This window comes from Leptolyngbya sp. DQ-M1 (assembly GCF_039962505.1).
Lineage (GTDB): Bacteria > Cyanobacteriota > Cyanobacteriia > Leptolyngbyales > Leptolyngbyaceae > Leptolyngbya.
This window is the reverse complement of the sequence record NZ_JAMPLJ010000003.1, coordinates 607,281-627,322: the sequence shown is the minus strand read 5'-3', so window position 1 is coordinate 627,322 and position 20,042 is coordinate 607,281. Positions and strand designations below refer to the sequence as shown.

General features: G+C 46.7%; 22 protein-coding genes. 7 read left to right on the top strand and 15 right to left on the bottom strand.

The genetic code is table 11. The annotated features are described in order from the left end of the window. Positions 1-131: 131 nt before the first annotated feature. Complete coding sequence (locus NC981_RS12695) at positions 132-605, bottom strand: hypothetical protein (RefSeq protein ID WP_348243117.1); 474 nt, start codon at positions 603-605, stop codon at positions 132-134. A 102-nt stretch (positions 606-707) separates the two neighbouring features. Here NC981_RS12695 and NC981_RS12690 point away from each other — a divergent pair, with 102 nt between their 5' ends. Next, entirely contained in the window at positions 708-932 is a 225-nt protein-coding gene (locus NC981_RS12690) for a type II toxin-antitoxin system HicA family toxin (protein ID WP_348243116.1), read from the top strand. Beyond that, a complete protein-coding gene (locus NC981_RS12685) occupies positions 929-1,147 on the top strand; it encodes a type II toxin-antitoxin system HicB family antitoxin (RefSeq protein WP_348243115.1) in 219 nt (72 codons plus the stop codon). The genes NC981_RS12690 and NC981_RS12685 overlap by 4 nt, the downstream gene beginning before the upstream one ends. Positions 1,148-1,310: 163 nt before the next feature. Here NC981_RS12685 and NC981_RS12680 read toward each other — a convergent pair whose 3' ends face one another. Then, a complete protein-coding gene (locus tag NC981_RS12680; protein WP_348243114.1) occupies positions 1,311-1,565 on the bottom strand; it encodes a hypothetical protein in 255 nt (84 codons plus the stop codon). A 98-nt stretch (positions 1,566-1,663) separates the two neighbouring features. Here NC981_RS12680 and NC981_RS12675 point away from each other — a divergent pair, with 98 nt between their 5' ends. Beyond that, positions 1,664-2,716, top strand: a complete 1,053-nt coding sequence (locus tag NC981_RS12675; RefSeq protein WP_348243113.1) for a zinc-dependent dehydrogenase — start codon at positions 1,664-1,666, stop codon at positions 2,714-2,716. Here NC981_RS12675 and NC981_RS12670 read toward each other — a convergent pair. Further along, on the bottom strand, positions 2,707-3,402 hold the full coding sequence (locus NC981_RS12670) for a Mo-dependent nitrogenase C-terminal domain-containing protein (protein ID WP_348243112.1): 696 nt from the start codon (positions 3,400-3,402) through the stop codon (positions 2,707-2,709). The two genes, NC981_RS12675 and NC981_RS12670, sit on opposite strands and share 10 nt — an antisense overlap. Before the next feature lie 109 nt (positions 3,403-3,511). Here NC981_RS12670 and NC981_RS12665 point away from each other — a divergent pair, with 109 nt between their 5' ends. Beyond that, positions 3,512-3,880 carry an EamA-like transporter family protein gene (locus tag NC981_RS12665; protein ID WP_348243111.1) on the top strand — a complete coding sequence of 123 codons (369 nt, stop codon included), beginning with the start codon at positions 3,512-3,514 and terminating at the stop codon, positions 3,878-3,880. A gap of 2 nt (positions 3,881-3,882) precedes the next feature. Here NC981_RS12665 and NC981_RS12660 read toward each other — a convergent pair whose 3' ends face one another. The 11 genes from NC981_RS12660 to NC981_RS12610 form a co-directional block, all read right to left on the bottom strand. After that, entirely contained in the window at positions 3,883-4,941 is a 1,059-nt protein-coding gene (locus NC981_RS12660) for a glycosyltransferase family 1 protein (protein WP_348243110.1), read from the bottom strand. Next, a complete protein-coding gene (locus NC981_RS12655; protein WP_348243109.1) occupies positions 4,938-6,059 on the bottom strand; it encodes a glycosyltransferase family 1 protein in 1,122 nt (373 codons plus the stop codon). The genes NC981_RS12660 and NC981_RS12655 overlap by 4 nt, the downstream gene beginning before the upstream one ends. Then, a complete protein-coding gene (locus NC981_RS12650; protein WP_348243108.1) occupies positions 6,056-7,018 on the bottom strand; it encodes a GDP-mannose 4,6-dehydratase in 963 nt (320 codons plus the stop codon). Before NC981_RS12650 ends, NC981_RS12655 begins: the two co-directional genes overlap by 4 nt. A gap of 139 nt (positions 7,019-7,157) precedes the next feature. After that, complete coding sequence (locus NC981_RS12645) at positions 7,158-8,324, bottom strand: glycosyltransferase family 4 protein (RefSeq protein WP_348243107.1); 1,167 nt, start codon at positions 8,322-8,324, stop codon at positions 7,158-7,160. Then, on the bottom strand, positions 8,321-9,808 hold the full coding sequence (locus NC981_RS12640) for a glycosyltransferase family 4 protein (protein ID WP_348243106.1): 1,488 nt from the start codon (positions 9,806-9,808) through the stop codon (positions 8,321-8,323). Before NC981_RS12640 ends, NC981_RS12645 begins: the two co-directional genes overlap by 4 nt. A 76-nt stretch (positions 9,809-9,884) precedes the next feature. Next, complete coding sequence (locus tag NC981_RS12635) at positions 9,885-11,270, bottom strand: glycosyl transferase, group 1 (protein WP_348243105.1); 1,386 nt, start codon at positions 11,268-11,270, stop codon at positions 9,885-9,887. 24 nt (positions 11,271-11,294) lie between these two features. After that, positions 11,295-12,299, bottom strand: coding sequence for a class I SAM-dependent methyltransferase (locus NC981_RS12630; RefSeq protein ID WP_348243104.1), 1,005 nt, complete (start codon positions 12,297-12,299; stop codon positions 11,295-11,297). A 97-nt stretch (positions 12,300-12,396) separates the two neighbouring features. Further along, on the bottom strand, positions 12,397-13,233 hold the full coding sequence (locus tag NC981_RS12625; RefSeq protein ID WP_348243103.1) for a TylF/MycF/NovP-related O-methyltransferase: 837 nt from the start codon (positions 13,231-13,233) through the stop codon (positions 12,397-12,399). Positions 13,234-13,312: 79 nt separating this feature from the next. Further along, positions 13,313-14,611 (bottom strand): ABC transporter ATP-binding protein, encoded by a 1,299-nt coding sequence (locus NC981_RS12620; protein WP_348243102.1) that lies wholly within the window; start codon positions 14,609-14,611, stop codon positions 13,313-13,315. A gap of 37 nt (positions 14,612-14,648) precedes the next feature. After that, positions 14,649-15,494 (bottom strand): ABC transporter permease, encoded by an 846-nt coding sequence (locus NC981_RS12615; protein WP_348243245.1) that lies wholly within the window; start codon positions 15,492-15,494, stop codon positions 14,649-14,651. A gap of 47 nt (positions 15,495-15,541) precedes the next feature. Beyond that, positions 15,542-16,084, bottom strand: a complete 543-nt coding sequence (locus NC981_RS12610; RefSeq protein WP_348243101.1) for a hypothetical protein — start codon at positions 16,082-16,084, stop codon at positions 15,542-15,544. Positions 16,085-16,119: 35 nt separating this feature from the next. On the opposite strand from NC981_RS12610, the gene ruvB reads away from it, so the two are divergent. Then, positions 16,120-17,253, top strand: a complete 1,134-nt coding sequence (gene ruvB / locus NC981_RS12605; RefSeq protein WP_348243100.1) for a Holliday junction branch migration DNA helicase RuvB — start codon at positions 16,120-16,122, stop codon at positions 17,251-17,253. A 15-nt stretch (positions 17,254-17,268) separates the two neighbouring features. Next, a complete protein-coding gene (locus NC981_RS12600) occupies positions 17,269-18,087 on the top strand; it encodes a tetratricopeptide repeat protein (RefSeq protein WP_348243099.1) in 819 nt (272 codons plus the stop codon). Positions 18,088-18,731: 644 nt separating this feature from the next. Here the strand turns inward: NC981_RS12600 and NC981_RS12595 are convergent. After that, on the bottom strand, positions 18,732-19,517 hold the full coding sequence (locus tag NC981_RS12595) for a TIGR01548 family HAD-type hydrolase (RefSeq protein WP_348243098.1): 786 nt from the start codon (positions 19,515-19,517) through the stop codon (positions 18,732-18,734). Positions 19,518-19,611: 94 nt separating this feature from the next. Here NC981_RS12595 and NC981_RS12590 point away from each other — a divergent pair, with 94 nt between their 5' ends. Then, positions 19,612-19,911, top strand: a complete 300-nt coding sequence (locus NC981_RS12590; RefSeq protein WP_190378995.1) for a 30S ribosomal protein PSRP-3 — start codon at positions 19,612-19,614, stop codon at positions 19,909-19,911. The last annotated feature ends 131 nt before the right edge of the window (positions 19,912-20,042 follow it).

Below are 20,042 nucleotides of genomic sequence, written 5' to 3'. Positions count from 1 at the left end.
GTCAATAAAGCTCACAATTGCGATTGTTCTTAATTAGAAAAGTCTATTGAGAACAATATGTAAAGCAGTAGTCCGGCTAAGTCCTGCCCCACCGAGCTTTCAGCATTTTGCTTAACCCGAACTCAGGTTAACTAGAAATATTTAGTTGTTAGAAAGCCAGCCATTAGCCCAATTGCAAGAAAGCAAGTAAATACTGGGGTCACTTCAATATCTTCATCGACCACGATCGAGCCTTGTAGGTAAAACATCTTTCTACCTATAGCTGGCAACCGGCTCAACAACAGCATTAAAGATGGAATAGAAATGATCACAAAAATGTCCAAAGCAGACAAGCTTCTTAGATATGTATCGACTAAAAATATAAAGAGAAAAGAGACACCTATTTCTAACAGGAAGGGTAAAGCCCAAAAACACAAAAGAAATAAATAGAGAAAGAAACCTACAGAAAATAGCTCCTCTCTAGCAGAATTAAAAATCAATTTAAGATAGCCAGTATGGTGGAAGTAAATGGACATATAAGCTCGATGAAAACACCAATGCGTGAAGATGATCAGTGCTATTAGCAATATTCCAAAGAAGTAAGCAGTCAAAATGGATAAGAACATCACTCTTACCTCAAACACTATTCAGTATTCTAAGTGAGAGGCTCGATCGCTGTTTAGATCATCGCGTCTCAGAGATAATGGAACTTATCAAGACCCTCTGAAATGCCCAAGAAAATTCGCGAACTGAAAAAACTCATTCAAGATGCGGGCTATGTTTATCAGCCGAAGCGCGGCAAGGGAAGCCACACCTACTGGAAACATCCTCGCTTACCAGACGATCCCTTGGTCATTCCCGGCAAAGATGGAGATGATGCTCCAAAATATTTAGAGAAAGAAGTCACACAAGCATTGAAGCGGTTGGAATCGCTGGAGGACTCTGAAGAATGAAATTTCAATACAGTATGGTGATTCAGTGGTCAGAGGAAGACCATCTCTATTTGGTACATCTCCCTGAGTTTCCCTCACAGTATTTCGTCACGCATGGCGAAACTTATGAAGAGGCAGCGAGACACGGACAAGAAGTGCTTGAAATGTTGATTGAGGATTATCAAGAAAGTGGGAAACCTTTACCTAAACCTCAACGCGCCATCAGTGCGGCATAAATTGGTGATAGAGTCTCGATGCACCGCTTCTCTAGTTCCAAGGGGCGATCGTCGAAATCAGTTGGTTAGCATTCTTTCGATAAACTAGAAAATCTTGATCGATCAAATGACTCATTGATGGCACTGATCTTGACGATTGATTAGGGCAACGATCGCACCCGTATCAAGAATGACCTGTTGACGCATTTTCTCCGTATTCTTCCATATATTCGGGGTTGGTTGATAGATCGCTTGCCCCTTCCCCTCGACCAATGTACTCTCCTGCAACGTCAAGGAAAGACTGGGGAGTTTCCAAAAGCTCAGAGGATTGAGCGTGTTTATTCTGAAGGCTAATCACAAGATCTAAAACAAGTTGTTGCTCCTCGGAGGAGAGCCGTTGTAAACCATCGAGAACCTGTTGTTGAACTGAGGCGGACATAGGCGACAACTGAAATGAAAGTTTTTTTCAGTTTATCTAAGGAAGCTTGGTAGTTAGTGATAAAGTCTCGATCAACCAATCAAGCAATTCATCCAACTATGAAAGCGCAAGTCTTTCGTGGAGTGAATCAACTCCAGTACGAAGATGTTCCAAAACCCGAAATTGCAGCCGACGAAGTGTTAGTACAGGTTCAAGTCGTGGGCTTGTGTCAGTCGGATATTAAAAAGATCAAGTATCCCTTGCTAGAGCCGCCTCGGATTTTTGGGCACGAAACCGCAGGCACGATCGCGGCTATCGGCGCTGAAGTGAAGAATTGGAACGTTGGTGATCGCGTCATCGTTCTTCACCATATTCCCTGTATGCACTGCGCCTATTGTCTGAACGAGAATTTCTCGATGTGTGAGGTGTACAAGAACATCACGACGACAGCCGGATTTGTGCCGAGCGGTGGCGGATTTGCGGAATATGTGAAAGTTCCGGGACATATTGTGCGAAACGGGGGATTGATGCGAATTCCCGACGATGTGACGTTTGAGCAAGCGAGTTTTGTTGAACCGACGAATTGCTGCTTAAAGGCAGTGAAGAAAGCGCAGATTCAGCCAGGACAGACCGTTTTGATTACGGGAGCAGGGCCGATCGGTCTGATGTTTATCATGCTGGTGAAATATTTTGGAGCAAGCGCGATCGCCACCGATTTGCTCCCGTCCCGGATCGAGAAAGCGCTAAGTGTCGGAGCCGATGCCGCCTTTGATGCGCGTGATCCTGATCTTTCGAGCAAAATTCAGGCGATGACTCAAGGAATGGGAGCCGATGTTAGTTTGTTGGCGGTTCCCAGCGATAAAGCATTCTTTCAGGCGATCGACTGCACCCGCAAAGGTGGGAAAATTCTCTTCTTTGCAGAGTTTCCCGATGAAGTCGAAATTCCGATCAATCCAAATGTGCTGTATCGACGCGAAATCGATTTGATGGGCAGCTACAGTTCCTCGTATCGGGTGCAGCAACTAGCCGCAGACATTGTGTTTCAACGGCGAATTGATGTTGATGCGTTGATTAGCGATCGCTTCCCACTTAAAGATTTAGCGAAAGCGGTCGATCGTGCAGTTTCTCCAACACCCGATACCTATAAGATCCTGATTTATCCTCAGCAATAAGGAGTCACATCTTCGCCGCATTCATCCGCAAGGTAGGACAGCGCCCGGAAGCGAATTCCGACTAGCTGATCATAAAGCGGATTCAATTTACAAAGCGGCGGGATGTGAATCACCTTGTGTCCGAATAGGGTAATCGTGCGCTCGAAGGGACACTGGGGCGGAATCATTTTGCAGATGAATCGAGCCACTTTCGGATCGTGAATCTCAGTGCGATCGAGCCACGATCGCACTGGTTTCAACACATCTAAATGGGGCTCTGAATGAGGATGAAGATTGGAGTGAGGAGCGTGAGTTTCAGACGACTGAGCGCAATCGCACAAGGTCAGCCGCAGACTTTCTAGAATCTCAGTTCCACAATTCAACGTGCGGCAAAACTGCTCTAGAATTGCATCTTCGGCTGAGGTATAAGAACCATCGGCTAAAGATACCATCACCGCAGTTCTCAAGAAGTTCTCAGCTAAGTCTGCATCTGATCCGAAGCTCGCTCGCAGTTCATCGTCAGAAGCAGCAGGGAACGATCGTGCGGCTCCTTCCTGAATTAAGGGATGATCCGTGAGCGAGACAATCAACTCTTGCTCAGCGGCATCGAAATTGTCATCTGCCCAAGCTAAAGTCAGCAAGCAGCGTAACCAAACTGAAATCTGCTCATCGGTGTAATTGGGTCTAACAGAGGTTGAAGAGTCCATCGGCTTGTATTTCACTTCAAGACAAATCGTAGCTTAAGAATTGGATTTCCTGGTGGGTGTTCAAGCGGGCTGTACACTGAATATGAAATGAATGACTTAAGGATTACTTGTGAGTGTTCAAGAATTTTTGCTGTTTCTAGGTTCGATCATTGCTGGTGTGAGCGGTCAGTTTTTTCTCAAGTCCGGGGCGCTGAAGCTCGGTCAAGTGACAGCGAGTAATGCAATCAGTCATGTTCTCGGAATTGCAACAATACCTGAACTGGTCATTGGTCTTTGTTGCTACGGAATTGGCGCGATTTTGTATATCTTATTGCTCACTCGTGTTCCGTTAAGTATTCTCGCGCCTGCGGTAGCGTTGCAGTATGTATTCTCAGTGATGATGGGAAAATTTCTGTTTAATGAGTCGATTCCAGTAATTCGCTTATTTGGAGTGGCATTTATTATTTGTGGCGTGGTTATGCTGATGGCGAAGAAGTAGGCTTACAAATACTGGCTGAGAATTTCAGCGGTTTGAGCTGCCGTTTTTTGCCAGCTAAAGTTTGAGGCACGATCGAGTCCTTTGAGGTGCAGTTGATGGCGTAGTTGGCTATCAGTCACTATCAATTTCATTGCCTCTGCGATCGCGCTTTCTTTGTACGGATCAACGAGTAGTGCTGCATCTCCCGCGACTTCAGGCAGTGAAGAAAGATTTGAGGTAATCACTGGAGTTCCACATGCCATTGCTTCTAGCACAGGTAAGCCGAATCCTTCCCATAAACTAGGGAAAACAAGCGCGATCGCACGATTAATTAATTCGGGCAGTTCGGCATAAGAAACATAGCTGAGAAATTTGACGCGATCGCGAATTCCTAGCTCCTCAGCTTGTGCCTCTAAACTAGGGGTAAATCTTGGATCGGGTGAGCCTGCAATCCAAAATTCATAGTCTTCTGGAAGTTGAGAGAAAGCGGTGAGCAATCGCCCAATATTTTTATAAGCGTCGTGTCTTCCCACGTAGAGAAAATAGTTTTGCGTTGGCAGATCGAGAAACTTGAAATGTTGACTGTCGTAAGCCAGTGGAACAACAGTGATTTTGTTGGCTGGGATTTTGTAGAATGCGATCGCATCATTTGCGGTCGATTCTGAATCACTCAAAATATGCTGAGCTTGATTCAGAACGTGAGGAATATAGTATCTGTAATACTGTGTTAGAGGAGACGTAAAGCGTGGGAATCGCAGCGGAATAAAATCGTGTAAGGTCACAACGTAGCGGCATTTCGTGAAGATTGGGGCTTCAGGAATTGGAGAAAAAATAAGGTTGCCTTGAAGCTTTTGATAGATTTTAGGCAGATCAAACTGAGTCCATTTCAAGCGCTTAAAGTGTCCTTTTTTTCCTTGATCTGGAGTCAACTGATCTGAAATTTTATAACAGGAATAATCAGGAATATCTTGTCCAGTTAATAACACTGGTTTAAGAGGAGTTAAACCAGGCAATAGATTTTTGGCATACACTGTATGACCTGTGGGCTTTGAGGCTAAAAATGCGAGGTTGATTAATATCACAGAATCGATCGATAAGCTTCTAACGTTGCTTTTGCTGTCTTTTCCCAAGAATATAATTTAGCTTGTTCTTTGCCTTTTTGAATTAAGCGATCGCGGAAGGGACGATCGTGAATCACTTTAAAAATTGCTTCTCCGATCTGCTGAATATCAGTCGGCTCAACTAAAATTGCCGCATCTCCCGCGATCTCCGGCAATGATGAAGTATTACTGGTGACAACGGGCGTGCCCAAAGTCATTGCCTCTAACACGGGCATTCCGAATCCTTCATAATGTGATGGATACACAAAAACATCAGCATTCTGATAAAACTGAGCGACCTGAGCATCTGTTAGATAGCTTAAATGCCGAATCGAGGAGCGATAGAAAGATTGTTCGATCTGCTGAAAAATCGGTTCGTAAAGCCAGCCTTTTTGCCCGATTAGAAGTAGCTCATGGTCGATCTGATAATTTTTCTTCAAGTATTCAAACGCAGAAATCAATGCCTTGATATTCTTTCGAGGCTCGATCGTGCTAACAAACAAAATATAAGGCTTAGACAGTTCTAATTTAGGGTTTTCAACTGGAGAATAACGGCTTGCTAGATGAGTCACCCAAATTCGACTCGGATCAACACCTAAATATTCAACAATATCCTGCTTAGAACTATGTGAAATGGTTAGAACTAAATCCGTCCATTCAAGGCATTTCTTTAAGCGATCGGTATAAGCCCTCACAGTAGAGTTGGAATACTCAGGATATCTAACAAAACTCACATCATAAATCGTAGTCATCTTGCGCCTTCCCGGAATCGGAAAAACGGTGTAGTTTGTTCCATGAACAATGTCAGCCTGATTAAAATAACTTTCCAAATAATGAGCGGACAGCAATGGAAACTGAATAAACAGATTTGAAATTCGCACCGGAAATGGAAACAGCCTCAGATTAGAATACGGCTGCAAATACTCTGGAAACGCTAAATCTCTTGTGAGCCAATTCTTCAATCGAGGCTGATAAATTAGCTCCAAATCAAAAAATTCAGTTGCTTGCAACGTTGTTAAGCCTTGGACTAGATTTGCGACATAAAGTCCCATTCCACTGGGTTTTGACATCCAAGGCGTAACATCGATCGCAACCCTCATGACTCGCTCAATTCCTTCAGATCGTGATCGACCATTAACTCCACTAACTGTTTAAAGGAATATTGCGGCTCCCAATTGAGCTGTTGACGAATTTTATCGATCGACCCGACTAACTGCACTTCTTCATCGGGTCTGTAGAAGTTTGGATCAACTGAAACATAGTTCTCCCAATTTAACCCCACACAATCAAACGCCGTCTGCACCAATTCTCGAACCGAATGCGTTTCGCCACTCGCAATAATGAAATCATCTGGCTGCTCTTGCTGCAACATCATCCACATCGCTCTGACTGCATCTTTGGCGTAACACCAATCCCGCTTAGCATCCAGATTTCCCAGCTTCAATTCCTTTGCCAGTCCCATCTTAATCATCGCCGCTCCGCGTGTGATTTTGCGGAACACAAACTCAGTTCCCCGTCGTGGAGATTCATGCGTGTAGGTCACACCACAGCAGCTATAAAGACCGTACTGTTGCCGATAGTTGATAGTCATCCAGTGGGCATACGCCTTCGCGACACCATAAGGATTTCTAGGTCGAAAAGCAGTGCGTTCCGTTTGCGGCGACTCGTCGGGTTGCCCAAACACTTCACTACTGGAAGCTTGATAAAATCGAGCATCCGGCTTACAGCGGCGAATCGATTCCAGCAGCCGAGACACACCCAAGGCGGTGTATTCCGCTGTTAAAGCGGGCTGTGTCCAGGAGAGTGGCACATAGCTTTGAGAAGCTAGATTGTAGAGTTCATCTGGTTGTGCGTAAGAAATAGCATCCATCAGAGAACACTGATCGAGCAAATCACCCGACAAAATCTCGATCGTTCCCGATAGATGACTAATGCGATCGACGTTGCCCGAACTCGATCGTCGTACTAGCCCAAACACTTGATAGCCCTGCTGCAACAGAAGCTCTGCGAGATACGACCCATCTTGTCCAGTTAATCCGGTAATCAATGCTCTTTTCATCGTACTTGCCACTCCTTCACACACTCAATGCCTCAGTTCGCCTTACAGCTTACTCCGGTTTGCCTATTTTGCAATGCTCCTCTGCAATTGCAACAATCATTGAATTGCCAGTAGCCCACAAAAAATAGCAAACGATCGCTCACGTATTGTACTGAATTGTCTCAATCAAGTTTTTCTGAATTTGCTCGAATGAATAATTCCGCAACACATATTGTCTGGCTAATTTGCCCATTCTTTCCTGCTGGCTTGGGTTTGATAACAGGTCTTTAAGGTGATGCTCAAAGCTGGTGTAGTCGGCGTAAATTCTACCGCCTTCGCTGCGCTCCGCATGTTCAACTAGAACTTGACAAGCGCCATTCACTAAAATTGGCGTAACTTGTGCCATTGCTTCTAAAGTCACAATACTAAAGCTTTCGTAAGGAGAGGGCATCACAAAAACCGATGCGCCTGCCATCAACTGAAATTTCATCGTCGCTGAAACAAATCCAAGAAACTCAATATCCTCGCGCTGCGGCAGTACCATGTGGTTCTGTCCGGTCAAGATTAACCGCAGCTTCGACGGGTAGCGTTTCTTAAACCGAGTAAAAAACTCGATCAACTCGGCACAGCCTTTACCTGCGTCGATTCGACCGCAGTACAAGATGTAGGGATAGTCTAATTCCATGGGCGAGTGTAAGTCTGTATCGATCGCCATTGCAATCACTTTTCCGGGCAATTTCCCCCAAAGGGCCTGTCCAAATTGTTGCTCCGCGTGGGTCAGCCAAATCAGCGATCGTGCCTTGTGAACCATATCCCCATAGACGCGAAAATAAGCGGGCGCTTCATCGTGCAGCGTTGGCGCAATCAGAACCTTCTCAGCGGGCACTTGTTCGACCCCAAAATAAGTTGGGGAATACAAATACGTGAAAAAGAGAACGGCTTCGTACTCTGCATGGCGATCGCCCAGAAATTCGAGCAGCGGCGTAGAATGAGGCCCCTGCTGTCGGATGTATTCTTCCTGGAGCGCAGTTGTCCAATAGGAGAGCGATCGACCCCGATGAAAATCATGCAGCAAGCGATTGTGCAGTCCTTCCCAAAAGGCAGTGCGTTCGATCGTCACCTCAAACCGAAAAATCCGGATATTGCCTTGGCTCTCGCACTCAGCGGGTAAATCGTTTGCCCAGGTTTTGTAGTCCAGCGCAGTTGTCGTGAGAATATCCACCTGAAATTGATTCTGCAACAGGGTCGCATATTGCCAAGCTAGGGACTCTGAGCCACCGACAATACTCGGATGACAGCGTTGAACAACCAGTGCAATTCGTTTCATTTCGACTCTACGGCTAAATGATTGATCAACTGAAGAAATTTTGCTTCGATTCTGCGATTAGAAAATACCTCTTCATAGCGCTGCCAACCCAATTGACCGAGTTGACGGCTTACAGACTCGCTGGTTGCAATTCGATCGAGCGAACCCGCAAGTAGGGCAGGATCAGCTTGCGACCACACTAAGCCCGCTTTATCGACCGTGTGTGGAATGGCAGTGGAGCCATAAGCGACGATCGGTAGCTTAATCGACATGGCTTCGACTAGCGGCACACAGAATCCTTCGTGATCGCTTGTAATCATGAAAGCGTGCGATACCAAATAATACGATTTCAGCGCCTCCGCAGAAACGCCTCCAGTGAATACGACTGCATTTGCAAGTTCTAATTCTGCAACCTTTTGGTTCAGAAAGTTACTGTACTTGTCTAAGCGGGGATCGGCTTTACCTACAATCAGTAAGCGACTGTTGGGGTTGTAATAGCGGTAATAATGATGAAAGGCTTCAATTAACGCAGCGTGACCCTTGTTCGGAGCCAATCGACCCACCATGAGAATGTTGAACTTGCCATCGTGGTAAGCGCTTAGAACCGAAGAATCCGGCTCTGTAAACTGCAAGCTGTCAATATGATGAAACGGGGGCAAGACTGAACTATTTTCAGGCGATACACCCAGTTCAAGTAGCTCACCAGCGTTATAGGCAGAATCTGATAGATAAGTTGCTCCTGGAATGTTGGCGATCGTTTGAAGCTGTGCGCGTCCAGCCCGACAGACGTTGGTATAGTCTGGGTTAAAGTTCTCGAAATACTGCGGCGGTGTCACGTTGTGATATTTAATCACTTTCTTGCAGTCAATTTCTCGAATCGGAACTAATGCAGCATCCCAACCCACAGAATAGTGATAAATCAATATATCGGAAGGTTTAGTCAAGAATGATTTGATTTGACTGATATGCTTCACGTCTACAGCGGATGTTGTCCAGACATCGCAGAAGATTTGACACACATAGCCCTGCTTCATTAAGACGTGATACATTCCCATCACATCGTTTCCCACGGCATCGCCATCGACTAAGCAAGGAGTCAAAACAGCAATCCGAATCTCTGAATCTCTGCGATTTACAAAGGGATCGATTGGCGCTTCAACCACCGGAGGCGGAGCGGGTTGAGGAGATCCCATCGGTGTTTCAACCACTGGGGGCGGCGCAGGCTTGGATTGCACAATAATCGCTTTAAGCTTGTGCTTTTTTGCGGCAAGCGATTGGCGCGCTCGTGAACCGAAGTGTTTCACTCGTCGAGCGATCGCTAACGCATACCGCTTACTTCTGCCCTTAGCCCTTTTCCACAGCGATGGGCGAACGAGCATTTGGACTGGCTGTTGGATGATCGAAGAAGCGGGAGGTGGAATCGGAATTAGCGGACGATCAGCGACATCTTCAGTGATTTGCTGCATCAATTTATCAACATCAATTTGAATTTGATCCGCTCCCATCTCCACCATTCCTTTGTTGAATCACATCAAGGATTCGGTCAATTGTACCGCTCACGATCCTGTCTCTAGTGAGAAATTACTGCGCTAATGTATCTGTTTGTCCCAGCGATCGTCGCAGCTTCCACCACAGATTCCTGAATTGCCAAAACTTACTATTCTCAATTGCCTGCAACCGCAGATGAATTTGATCAAGCATACCGTCTTTCTCGCAAATTTGTTGTTGCTGCTGTTCGATTGTAAGTTGTTGTTGTGCGATTGTAAGTTGTTGTTGTGCGATTGTTTGCTGCTGCTGTTCGATTGTGAGTTGTTGTTGTGCGATTGTCTCTTGTAGTGATGTTTGTATCTGTTCGACTTGAGCGTGAAGTTGATGGATGGTTTGATTGGCTTGATGCAATTTCTCAGTTAAAAGCGGAATGCTATCGATCCAATAAGACTGGCTTTGAAAATACGCAGCCCGATCAAAGGGTGAATCTTCTCCCGTAATGCCACGCTTCAACTCGTCGTAGTAACCCCGTCGGCTGATCCAATCGATCGAGCTGCCATCGTGAAATGTTCCAAACGCATAGGGTAGCTGGCTTGTGACTTCGTAACCGTTTTTTAGCAGCTTTTCACGATACTGCGTTGCCATTTTTCCCCAAGGTGAATCAATTTGCTCCTCATACGGCAGCAAACTATACTTTGAAATTTGATAGGGATTGGACAAATTCCAACCGCTAAAGTGAATAAATAAAAGTGGTTGTTGATTGACCTGAATGTTACCGTTGCCGTCATCCTCGAATTGACGATCGTAAAAGTTCCAATGCCCGATGTTTGTCCCCGGATGCAGAAGTAACTTGAAGTCCCGGAAATACAGAGGCACAAAATTAAGCCAAAGTTGATCAACAAACAACCCGCGTGGATCAGCGATCGAGAGATCCGAAAAACCGTAATGAATTAATCTTTCTTTCCACCAATTGATAAATCGATAGGTTTCTTCAGTTCGCCGCAGTCCTAGAAATCCCCCGTTGTACATTCCTGCATTGAGAAAGCAAGCTTCATGAGCCGCATACTCAATTTCAACCGGAGTTTCTGCGTGGGGTGATAACAAGATTGAAACATCAGAAAGCTGATCAAAAATCACGTCTAACGAGTGACAAACCATTACATCAGAGTCTAAGAAGATCCAGCGTTCAGCATTGAGTGTTTCAAAAACGTATTGATGTAAAAGCCCCCGTAAAGCACAGCAGAACTCAAACGGCGTATAGTAAAACGTCATACGCTCGATCAGATTTTGATCGGGTAATTCTTCAAGCTGAATTAATTTAAACGGCTCGATCGCTGGATCAAACGTATCGTCGAGTCGATCTGCCAATAACACATAAAGTTCTGCATCAGGGTTATGCTCAAGCAGCGTTTCTGCTAGCGTTCTTGCATAAGCTAGATGACTTTTTGTAATCGTAGTGCAAACAATTTGCTTTGACATTCTCAATTAAATCTTTAGAACATATTACTCATTGATGGGTAATCCAAGCCGCCGTTTGACGTGAAACCAGCTTCGCCGCAACTGCCAAAACTTGCTGCTTTCCATGGCTGCAATTCTCGCTTGTGCAATTCCAGCTTCTTGTTGAGCTTGAGCTAACTGAGCTTGCAAGTGTTGAAGCTGAATTTGGTCGTTTTGTTGTCCGATTCGTGCAGCTTCCGCGTGGCACATCGCGTGCATTAATACTTGAAAAGCCCTCTGCGACAAACTCATCTGATTGGTCAGTTGCGATTCATCCACACCCACGATCGCTAAATAACCATCTGCGTCTTCGATCGACGAGAGATGCTCTAAGTAATGCTGTCCAAAAAACCCGTCAGGCAAGCTATTTTGGTACGCATCAAACTGGGACACTTTAGCCTTGGGGGCGATCGGCTTCACGAGACAACTGGCAATCACGTAGTGCTGTCCGAAAAATACCGCTTCCCCAAACAAACTCAAAAATAAATCGCGAAATTCGGTAAACCGAAAGCGATGCAAATGATAAGCGCTAATCCAGGGTGAAACGCGATGATCGTTTGGACAGGACAGAAACATTTGCCCACCGGGTTTAAGTAAGCGTCGTAACTCCGCGAGGAATTGCCGAGGATGCTGGAGATGTTCGATCGTTTCAAACGAAACAATCAAATCAAACGAAGCATCTTCGAGCGATCGCACATAATGAGCATCCGACTGGAGATAAGACACTTGGGGATGCTGATAGTATTTCGAGGCAAAATCGATCGAGCTTTGATCCACATCCACGCCAATGACTTCTCGTGCCCCCTGTAGCGCCATAAATTGTGTTCCGTACCCTGTACCGCAGGAAATGTCTAAGACTCGTTTTCCGTGGACAAAGGGCGCAACCATCGCATATCGGATCAGGTGGTCAACGTTGGCGATCGACGTATCCTCTCCCGCTTGAACAGGAATATGGCGTTCACCTGTCGGCATATAATCAGCAATCGGAGTGGATAAATCGCTAGAAGTCATGAATGCCCGTGTTTTAAGGGTGCGTAACGTATCCAGTAGTATACCAACTGACTGAAGACTTGGCTGATCGTGCGGTCTGAATTGCCTCTGACGGTCGTTAAACTAATTGCTTCAGACGAAACCACAGCGATCGAAGTTTCCAAAACTTGCTAGTTTCCATTGCGGTGATCGTCGATCGGGCTTGTTCGAGTTCAAGCTGGAGCGTTTGGAGTTTCTGCTCTAGGGCTTGAAGCGTTTCAAAGGACTGATTGCCCGAATGGTTGACTTGAGGAATGGGGCTGCGGTTATTGGATCGACCTTTGATCCAAAACGCTTGATCGGTTCCAATCCGCTCTAAAAGAGGCTTCTCGCCTTGTCGATTGCAAAAATCATAAAAGGCTTCTCGACAGCCTTCCCAATGGCCAAAGTCGTCGAGAACTACACAGCCGCCGATCGCAAGGCGGGGATAGAAGGTTTCGAGAACCAGTGTGACCGAATCGTACCAGTCAGCATCACAATGCAGGAGCGCAATTTGCTGCGGTAACTCTTGCTCGAATGTGGTTTCAAACCATCCGGGTTTAATCGTGTAGGAAGATTCGCTAGTGCCAACCGCACTGAGAACGGCTTTTACGTCTGCGATCGTTGCCACGCATTCACCGATCCAGCGTTTTGCGTCTTCGCCATCTTTTTCAGTCGTCGTCGGCATTCCTTCAAAGCTGTCATACAGCCAAAGATGCCTTTGTGCGAGAAACTTCGATAGAATCGCTGCTGAACCACCCTTATAGGTTCCACACTCAACAAAATCTCCTGGAATTGCATGAGCATTCAGGTAGTGACAAAGCGTCGCGAGATTTTCAAGTCGATCGGGCGTACAAAGGGTGTAAGGTTTGACTTGCTCAAGCGAAAAGGCGGACAGAAGCATTATGGGTAGCTCGACTGTAAGCGATGAACTCATTCTGCGCTAACCCTCAGACAGGCAGCTAGGGTTAGACTGTTGGGTTTGACAGGTTAATTCGGATTACTGTTAATTCGGATTACTTTAGTTCAGAAAGGGCTTCCTGCGATCGTAAATCCATCGTTCTTGTATGAATTTCAAACTGCGGGGACAGATTCACCATGCCGTTCCAGTGAATTGAATCTGGATTTTGTAGCACTTTCAGCGTCATGGTGTCATGCAGCATTAACAGCGATCGCTTAAATTCATCGAGTCCGATTCCACCATCCGCAACGCCGAGGGTAATTGTGTACTCGCCCGTGGGAAGTGGAACTTTGAACGCAAAGCGCACTTCGATCGCGGTTCCTGCCGTCACTTCTCCAATCGTTTCCTGCATACACCAGGTATTGGATTCAAACACCACTTCCCCGGTGCGATTGCGAATCTTAAAACCCACGTGCGGATCTTCAGCCGTTTCGAGAAACAGAAGCCCGATCGCAAGTTTAATTTCAGCATCGCTAAAGACCGTGTGAATGATGCGATCGTGCTCATCGAGTAGCTGAACGAATTGGGGCTTGACTGAGCCTGAACTCATCACTGCGGTTTGATCAGACTTTCCTTGTGAATCGGGCATGGTGATAGCAATGCTGTTTGGAGCCTGATCTTTTCGCTTTAATAGTTTTGCTTCGTATAAATCGACAACTTGGCGGGGTGTGGCATCTAAAACAACTTTCCCGTGTTCGATCAGAATCGCGCGATCGCATAACTTACAAACTGCGCCCGAATCGTGCGACACAAACAACAACGTCACACCCGATTCTTGCAGTTCTCTCAATCGCGTGAAGCATTTTTGCTGAAAAAAGACATCTCCAACCGCTAGCGCTTCATCGACAATCAAAATATCCGGATCAGTGTTGACGGCAACCGCAAAAGCCAGTCGAATAAACATCCCGCTGGAATAGGTTTTAACAGGCTGATCGATAAAGTCTCCGATGTCAGCAAATCCCGTAATTCTATCGAATCTTTCCTCGATTTCTGCCTGACTCAATCCCAAGATTCGACCATTAAAAAATACATTTTGTCGTCCCGTAAACTCTGGATTGAATCCGCTACCTAGCTCTAACAGTGCCGAAATTCGACCGTTGACCCTCAAGCTTCCCGTGGTCGGAGTCAACGTTTGCGTAATCACTTGCAGCAGCGTACTTTTCCCCGCACCATTTTGTCCGACAATCCCAACCGTTTCGCCCTTTGAAATGTCTAAGTCAATGTCTCGAATCGCCCAGAATGACTCAGCCCGGCTCTTTCCAGGCAAGAGAATTTCTTTGAGTCGATCGACCGGACGAGCATACCGCTTATAACATTTCGAGATATTCTTTAGGGAAATCGCGATCTCGTCCATAAGCCTCCTCTTAACCTCACTCCGCTTAATGCCCGAATCAAACCACATCGGCAAACGCCGGACGCAACCGCCGATACACCCCAAACCCGATCGCAAACGCAACGACTGCGACTGCCCACAATACGCCCAATTCCTGCCAGTGCTTCATGTCACCGACGAGAAATAAATCGCGATACACTTCAACGATCGTCGTCATCGGATTGAACCAAAATACCCAGAACCGCCAAGTTTCAGGAATTAACGACGCAGGATATACGATCGGGGTGACATAAAACCACAAACTCAGCAGCACCGCGATCGTTTGGGGAATGTCGCGCAGAAAGACCGTCAATCCGGCAAACAAGTAGCCTAATCCCGCCGTGAACAGCAACTGCGGCAACAATACCACGGGCAACAGCCACACCGTTGAGTGAATCGTCTTGGCGCTGATTGCCATAAATGTAATCAGCAACATCATGCCAAACGAGCTTTCTACCAGCGCCGTACAAATCGGAACCAAAGGCAACAACGCCAGCGGAAACACGACTTTCTTAATCAAGTTTGGCTGACCGATGACCGAACCGACTGCACCACTCAAGCCCGCAACAAAAGCTGTCCAAGGAATTAACCCCGCAAACAACCACAATCCAAACGTAAACTCGTTAGTTGGGAGTCCGCGAAGACTCAGTTTGACTTTAAGAACGATCGAAAATAAGTACGTGTATACTAATAACTGTGCAAGCTGATGCAGAATCGCCCAAGCATTCCCTAGAACGGAGCCTTTGTATTTCGCTTCTAAATCGCGCTGAACTAGGGTCTTGAGCAAGTCTAACTTCATCCACCAATGCGGCGGCACAGGCAGTAAATGTAAAACCCTTCCAAACTTACGCGCCGCAACTTTCACAGGGATTAGCACAGAGAACTCCTTTCACCTCGCTTTTGGTCAGGATATCAGGTTGAGAGCGCAGATTTGATTGCTTCTAACATTGCGGCTTTTTGCTCTGCGTCATATTTCCAACGCTCTAGAAAGCGCTGATACTCTCCGGTTCCGGTCTCGATCGTCGTTTTCAATTGATCGAGATGTTGATCAACTTTGGACGATCTCATTTGCTTAATAATTGCCTCTGTTCGACGTTGTACCCGTGCTGAACCTGCTGCCATCTGTAGGTTTTGGTTGCGCGTATGGGTCAGAATCATTCCCGTAGACATGGCTAAGTTTTTTGCCAGTAAATCTCCGACAGTCTCCTCGGATCTCAGCAGTGCTGACACAACGGTTGGCAGGATTTGATCAATAAACTCGCGATCGTCGGATAAATAAGTAACAAAAAATCCTCGCGCACCATTCTCACTTTGTACTAATGCAGTTATGATTCGTTCAAGTTCAGGTTCCGGTACACGACGTTGTTCGACTTCTTGAAGAAGTGATTGAGTGAGTTCGATCGCGCCCTCAAACGAAATCGAATCCGAGACGGAAAAGGTAGACGGAATCTCCATGTTCGCAATGTCTCTAGGTATGATTGTTCACAATTATGGCGATCATTTCATCTAAAAAACAGCCTAACGATCGGGATAAAGCTTCTGCGTCCTCTGGCGAGTTGTCCGTCATGGTGCAGTCTGTCCCCGCTGGTGATACTCAATCCGCAAAGACAACCATTCTCCAAGCCGAACCGGAGCCTGAAGAACGCAGCAAACTCGAAGAAAAAATCCGTCCGCAGTCGCTCCATGAGTATGTCGGACAAAAAGACCTGAAGGATGTGCTGGATATTGCGATTCGTGCGGCGAAATCTCGCAATGAACCTCTAGATCACTTATTGCTTTATGGACCTCCCGGACTGGGTAAAACCACCATGTCGCTGATTTTGGCGCAAGAGATGGGGGTGAAGTGTAAAATCGCCAGCGCTCCTGCTTTAGAACGTCCTCGCGACATTATGGGCTTGCTGATTGGGCTTCAGCCCGGAGATGTTCTATTCATTGATGAGATTCATCGGCTGGCGAAGGTGGCAGAAGAACTACTTTATCCGGCAATGGAGGATTTTCGGGTGGATATTCCACTCGGAAAAGGCAAGAGTGCCAAAATTCAATCGCTGCCACTACCGCCGTTTACGTTAGTTGGAGCAACAACGCGAGTCGGAGCACTCACTTCACCGTTGCGCGATCGTTTCGGTCTGATTCAACGCCTGCGCTTTTACGAAATCGACGAACTCTCGCAAATCGTTCTCCGCACGGCTGCCTTGCTCAAGATGAAGCTCACCATCGACGGAGCCGAAGAAGTCGCTCGTCGCTCCCGTGGCACGCCTCGAATCGCCAATCGCTTGTTGAAACGAGTCCGCGATTATGCTGAAGTAAAATCTATGCGGGACATCGATCGCACGATCGCCGCCGAAGCGCTTCAACTCTTCAATGTCGATCCCTGCGGTCTTGACTGGACAGATCGCCGCTTGCTGAGCTTTATGATCGAACGACACAATGGTGGGCCGGTCGGACTTGAAACGCTTGCGGCTTCGACTGGCGAAGATGCCCAGACGATCGAAGAAGTGTATGAACCGTATTTAATGCAGATTGGGTATCTTAGCCGTACTCCCCGTGGTCGCATCGCCACGGCTGCCGCTTGGAAACACTTGGGCTATACTCCGCCTGATAACCAGTTGGCGCTTCTGTCTTAAAGTCTTGGAGGTTTCATGTTTCGTCATCTGTTCAAATCCTTGCTGATTGTCGCGATCGCGCTCTCTTTCGCGTGGTATCCGGTTCCGGTCTTGGCTGACTCTGAGATGCCGTCTGTTACTTCAGTTTTCGAGCGGTTGGCAAATCTCAGACAGCAAGCGTTTGAATCCACCAATAAAGGTAATTTTGCCGCTGCTGAAACCTTTTGGACGGAACTGATCGACCTGATGCCTGACAATCCTGCGATTTGGAGCAATCGCGGTAACGCTAAAGTTAGCCAAAACAAACTCGAAAGCGCGATCGAAGACTTCAACAAAGCGATCGAGCTTGATCCAAGCGCCCCTGACCCGTATCTCAATCGCGGTACGGCATTAGAAGGATTAGGCAAATGGAATGAAGCGATCGCCGATTACAACAAAGTCCTCGAGCTTGATCCAAACGATCCGGCGGCATACAACAATCGCGGCAATGCGGAAGCCGGACTCGGACAATGGGAGATTGCTGCAAAAGATTTCCTCAAAGCTGCCGATTCTGCCCCAGACTATGCCTTTGCTCGTGCGAACTATGCGCTGGCTCAATACCAACTTGGACAGACTGAAGAGGCAATTCGCACGATGAGAAACTTAGTTCGTAAATATCCGAAGTTCGCGGACATGAGAGCAGCCTTGACTGCCGCGCTTTGGGCACAAGGCAAACAAGGTGAAGCAGAGAGCCAGTGGGTGTCTGCGGTCGGACTCGACAAACGGTATAAAGATCTTGACTGGGTGAAGACTGTCCGCCGTTGGCCACCGACAATGACGAGTGCTTTAGAGAATTTTCTCAGTCTCAAATCGTAAGAATTGAATCGAGATTGCGATCGCACAATGACCCGCAAGGATTAAACTTGCGGGTCACAATTTTTGGGTTTAATTTGCCTAAGCTTAAAAAATTGGCACAGTTTAACGTCAGTTTGACAGAAGTTTTTGGCTGCGTTTGAATCTACGGGTCGCCCCCTAAATCCCCCATTCTGGGGGACTTAAAGCAAAGCCATTCCCAAATATGGGGAAGTTCTCCAATCTTCAAAGTCCCCCAGAATGGGGGATTTAGGGGGCATGACTGGACATCAATGAAGCGAAAAATTCGTCGAACTTCTAAGAAACAGCTCTGTTTCTTTCACCCTTCCCCAAGCGCATCTTTGCTGGAGACTCACGCCAGCTTAATCTTCGTTTGAAATTCCGACCAGCTTCATCACGATCGCCTTTTGCTTTTTCATAAGGATCTTGATTGTTCTCAAAAACGATAAGCAAATAAGCTAAAAATCGCGATCGTCGTTACAACAGCATTAATAAACCTAATTCATTGAAGCCCAACCTAAGAAACAGGAAGCTTGTCGTAAGAAACAGGCAGTTTGTTGTGAAAAAAAAGCAGTTTTTCATCAGAAACGAACAAATGGATCTAACGACAAGCAGCACGTAAGTTAGATCCACCCTGAAATTTGCAATTAACTTTGGGTGATTACTTGTTTTACAACTTCTGGAGTTAACTCTTTCACGTTATTCAGCACGATCGCCGCTCCTGCTTGTCTCAACGTTTCTCCGTAAGCGATCGATCGCGCCTCTGTCTCTTGCACATGCGGCGGCAAAACTCCAACCCCGATCCATGATCGCTCTGGATGAATCTTTCTGGCTTGAACGATCGTGTACATATCTGCAACGGTATCCCCGACATAAAGCACCGGAGCATCCTGATTCTCTAATCGCTCCAGTGTTAGAAATAACCCCGTTGGATCAGGCTTTCCGGGCGCATCTTCCATCGCAATCAGCACCGGGCACTCTAAGCCAATTCTTTTTTCCAACACATACCGCGCTGATCCTTGAGTTGCACCGCTAAAAAATCCCCAGCGAATTCCCGCTTCGCTCAGTTCATGCAGATAATCTGCACTCAAAAGCAACGGTTCTTGGCAAATGTAGCCTGTCCAATTCATCGGATCAGTCCCTCGGTAGCGCGACTGAAAGAATTGAACGATCGCGCTGTAATCCAAATTCGTTCGATCGCGCTCCTGTCCCTGTGCCTCGAAATAGCGATAAATTAATTCCTGCGACGCTTCCCAATCGTTATTCCAAACCCCTTCACCCTTCAGCGCATCAATCTCCTGCGACGAAGGACGATATTGCCCTGCTGTAAACTGCTCCACCGTATCCGCCAGCGCCCGACGATACGATCCGCTGACATCTCGCACCACCCCGTCAATATCAAACACCACAACCGCCACGACACTTTCTCCCACTTTCTATGCAGCGATTTCCATCATCTACCGAAACTGTGCGGTAGAATAGCTGATCGTAATATTCCAAGCTTGGGACTGCGCTGGAGGTTAGAAGTTGACGAAGTTTATTCTAAAAGTTTTGTGGCTCGACGAAAACGTTGCGCTGGCAGTAGATCAAGTCGTGGGTAAGGGAACAAGCCCGCTGACTTCTTATTTCTTCTGGCCCCGCAACGATGCCTGGGAACAACTCAAGACCGAGTTGGAGAAAAAACACTGGATTTCAGAAGTCGATCGCGTCGAATTGCTTAACAAAGCAACCGAAGTCATCAACTACTGGCAAGAAGAAGGCAAAAATCGCCCCATGGCAGAAGCGCAAGCCAAATTCCCGGAAGTCGCCTTCACAGGTAGCGCCTGAATCTGATTGCCTCGGAATTTTCATAATCGAAATGACTCCCGACTTCGATTACATCAGTTGGGAGTCTTTTATTACAATTCCTTGTAAACGGACTCAGCAGCCAAAGCTAACAAAAAGAATTGAGACTTTCA